Annotated in this window: 3 protein-coding genes; all 3 read left to right on the top strand. The window is 68.4% G+C overall.

The features are described from left to right. Positions 1-374: 374 nt before the first annotated feature. The gene (gene dnaN / locus PKH97_RS14540; RefSeq protein ID WP_324388284.1) at positions 375-1,511 is read left to right on the top strand and encodes a DNA polymerase III subunit beta; all 1,137 of its coding nucleotides are present in this window, start codon (positions 375-377) and stop codon (positions 1,509-1,511) included. Positions 1,512-1,598: 87 nt separating this feature from the next. Further along, on the top strand, positions 1,599-2,636 hold the full coding sequence (gene gnd / locus PKH97_RS14545) for a phosphogluconate dehydrogenase (NAD(+)-dependent, decarboxylating) (protein ID WP_324388285.1): 1,038 nt from the start codon (positions 1,599-1,601) through the stop codon (positions 2,634-2,636). A 30-nt stretch (positions 2,637-2,666) separates the two neighbouring features. Continuing rightward, positions 2,667-3,863, top strand: coding sequence for a DNA replication/repair protein RecF (gene recF / locus PKH97_RS14550; RefSeq protein WP_324388286.1), 1,197 nt, complete (start codon positions 2,667-2,669; stop codon positions 3,861-3,863). Positions 3,864-3,982 lie beyond the last annotated feature (119 nt).

A 3,982-nucleotide genomic window follows, 5' to 3' on the forward strand; every position in this document is an offset into this window, starting at 1 on the left:
GTCGGTGTGGACAAGCCCAGCGCGCCTGATGATGACGTGGGGACCGTCCTGCGCGTGTCCTCCCCAGCCCGTATGCCCGCCTGGGGACGCCCGTGTGAATCCCCACGTCGCGTTGCTCGTCCCCATTGTCGATCCACCGGTCATCCACGGTCCGCAACCGCCGCTGACCTGCGCGTTCGGCGACGATCCACAGCATCCACACCCGCGATGACGATGACGACAATTGATCCAGTGGCTTTTTCGGCCCCGCGCACCAGATGTGGAGATCGCCGTGACTACGCAGGAGGCGGGGGCCTCGGATAGTGTCAGCATTCCTATGGCGGGCGGTCGCTCGCCACGGCAGCTCTTGCCGCAATCCAAAGGTGGTTGGCGAAGTGAAGTTCCGTGTCGAGCGCGATGTTCTTGCCGAAGCGGTGACCTGGGTAGCCCGTGGCCTGCCGGTGCGACCGGCCGTCCCGGTGCTCGCCGGGGTGCTCATCGACGCCGGCACCGACGGCACGGTGACCCTGTCGGCGTTCGACTACGAGGTCTCGGCGCGCATCACGGTCAGCGCGGAGGTCTCCGAGCCCGGCACGGTGCTGGTGCTCGGGCGACTGCTCTCTGACATCTCGCGCAATCTCCCCGCGGACAAGCCGGTCGACGTCAGCACCGACGGATCCAAGGTGCTGGTCAACTGCGGCTCCTCCCGCTTCGCTCTGCTGCAGATGCCGGCCTCGGACTACCCGACCCTGCCGACCCAGCCCGAGTCAAGCGGCACCATCGACGGAGCCACCTTCACCCAGGCGGTCAGCCAGGTCGCGATCGCCGCTGACCGGGGCGACACCCTGCCGATCCTGACCGGCGTGCGCGTCGAGATCGAGGGCGAGAAGGTCACCTTCTTGGCCACCGACCGCTACCGGCTCGCCATGCGCGAGTTCACGTGGAATCCCAGCTCGTCCGACGCCTCGCATATCGCGCTCATCCCGGCCAAGACCCTCTCGGAGATGGCGCGTTCGCTCGGCTCGGGCGGCTCGGTGGCCATCGCGCTGGGCTCGGCCGCCGGTGGCGACGGGCTCGTCGGCTTCGAGGCCGGCCAGCGACACAGCACCTCCCGGTTGCTCGACGGCGAATACCCCAAGGTCGCCAAGATCTTCCCCAGCAGCAGCGAGATCGAGGCCGTCGTCAAGACCGCCGACCTGATCGAAGCCGTCAAGCGCGTCGCACTCGTGGCCGAGCGCAATACGCCCGTGCGCCTGCGCTTCAGCCAGGGCCAGGTCGACATCGAGGCCGGCACCGGCGACGACGCGCAGGCGTCCGAGGCCGTCGAGGCTCGCCTCGATGGTGCGGATATCGATGTCGCCTTCAACCCCGCCTTCCTGCTCGACGGGTTGGGGGCACTCCATACGCCCTATGCCCACCTGTCCTTCACGGCAGCGCTGAAGCCGGCGATGATCTCCGGACAGTCGGAGGAGGACGGGTCACCCGACGTCAGCTACCGCTACGTCCTGCAGCCGGTCCGCCTCACCTCATAAGCACGCCGCGGCCTGCTCGGCACGGCGTCACTAGAGTGTGACCCACGCGCGCGCCCGCGCGAGCAATTGACGTCAGGAGAGGTGCACATGCAACTGGGCTTGATCGGGTTGGGCAAGATGGGTGGCAATATGCGCGAGCGGCTGCGCCGCGCCGGCCATGAGGTCATCGGCTACGACATCAATCCGGACATTTCCGACGTCAAGTCGCTCGCCGAACTGGTCAAGCAGTTGCCGGCCCCGCGCGTCGTCTGGACCATGGTTGCGGCCGGCGAGATCACTCGGCAGACCGTCGCCAAGCTCGGCGACCTGCTCGAGAAGGGCGACCTCGTCATCGACGGCGGCAACAGTCGATTCACCGACGACTTCGAGAACGAAAAGTTGTTGAAGGCCAAGGGCATCGGCTATCTCGACTGCGGTGTCTCCGGCGGCATCTGGGGCCTCGAGAACGGCTATGGCCTGATGGTCGGCGGCACCGCCACCAATGTCCGCCGGGCGATGCCGATCTTCGACGCGCTGCGCCCCGAGGGCCCGCGCGACGAGGGTTTCGTGCACGCCGGGAAAGTCGGCGCCGGGCACTACACCAAGATGGTCCACAACGGCATCGAGTACGGCCTGATGGCGGCGTATGCCGAGGGCTACGAGTTGCTGATGAAGAAGGACATCGTCGAGAACGTGCCCGGGGCCTTCAAGGCCTGGTCGCGCGGCACTGTCGTCCGGTCCTGGCTGCTCGATCTGATGGTCGATGCGCTGGAGAAGAATCCCGGCCTCGAGGGCGTCTCCGACTACACGGTCGACTCCGGTGAGGGCAAGTGGACGGTCGAGGAGGCCATCGCGCTCGATGTGCCGATGCCCGTCATCTCCTCCTCGCTCTTTGCCCGCTTCGCCTCGCGCCAGGCGATCAGCCCGACCATGCAGGCCGTATCCGCCCTGCGCGGCGAGTTCGGTGGCCACAAGGTCATGACGATCGCCGAGGGCAACGCGCTGCGCGGTGGCGCGGAAAAGGCGGCAAGCCCCGCCGCCGCGAAGCAAGCGACGTCCGTCTCGACCGCCAAGAAGGCGGCCAAGACCGCGACGAAGCGCTCGGCGACCGCCAAGAAGGCCGCCCAGAAGAAGACCGACGCCTAAGGGCACGGATCCAGCGCATACGCTGCACCGGTGCATGTCCGGCACCTCAGCCTGATCGACTTCCGCAGCTATCCGAGCGCGGAGGTTGCGTTGGGCCCGGGAGTGACCACGCTCCTCGGGCCCAACGGGCAGGGCAAGACCAATGTCGCCGAAGCCCTCGGCTATCTCGCGAGCCTGGAGAGCCATCGGGTCGCGAATGACGCTCCGCTCGTGCGTTTCGGCGCGAGCCAGGCCATCGTGCGCGGTGCCATCGTGCGCGACGCCCGCGAGACCCTCCTGGAGTTGGAGATCAACCCGGGCAAGGCCAATCGTGCCCGCCTGGGTCGTTCGCCGGTCGGGCGCCCCCGCGAGGTCCTCGGGACCTTGCGTTCGGTGCTCTTCGCTCCCGAGGATCTCGCCCTCGTCAAGGGCGACCCCGCCGCGCGCCGGCGATTTCTCGACGACCTCCTCGTCCAGCGGCAACCGCGCTGGGCCGGTGTGCGCGCGGATTACGACCGCATCCTCAAGCAACGCAATGCCCTGCTGAAATCCGCTGCCCCCGTGCTTCGCCGCGGCCGCCGGGCGCGACCGGTCGAGGGCGTGAGCGCGGCAAGCGAACGCGAGAGCGCGCTGCATACCTTGCACGTGTGGAATGCGAGCCTTGCCGGCTTCGGCGCGCAATTGCTGTATGCCCGCCTGCGTCTCGTCCGCGATCTCGGCACCCACCTCACCACGGCGTATGCGACGGTCAGCGGCGAGGACGGTCAGGCGCTCCTCAGCTATCGGTCGTCGCTCGCCGAGCCATGGGCCGCGGCCATCGCGGCCGGTGAGGTGCCCAGTGTCGAGGAGTTGATGGCCGGCTTCGCCGAGACGCTGATCGCGTTGCAGGAGAACGAGATCGACCGCGGTGTCTCGCTCGTCGGGCCCCATCGCGACGATCTGCTCTTGACCCTTGGTGAGCTCCCCGCGAAGGGGTATGCCAGCCACGGCGAGTCCTGGTCCTTTGCCCTAGGGCTCAAGCTCGCGGCCTACGCACTGTTGCGGCACGACCTGGGGACCGATCCGGTCCTGGTGCTCGACGATGTCTTCGCGGAGCTCGACTCGGGGCGCCGCGAACGGCTGGCCGCGCTGATTGCCGACTGCGAGCAGGTGCTGATCACCGCCGCGGTCGAGGCCGATATCCCGGCGGGCCTAAGCGGCCGGACCCTGGCCGTGACCCGCGGCTCCATCGGGCCCCGGGAGGAGTGATGGACCCCGACGAAGACGTGCTGCCCGATCCGGAGGAGTTCATCCCGGATGCGTCGGTCGCTGCTGCCGAGGCCCTCGCCCGCGCCCGCGCGATGGCCCGGGCCCGCGGACTTCGGCCG

This window comes from Nostocoides sp. (assembly GCF_035343835.1).
GTDB lineage: Bacteria > Actinomycetota > Actinomycetes > Actinomycetales > Dermatophilaceae > Nostocoides_A > Nostocoides_A vanveenii.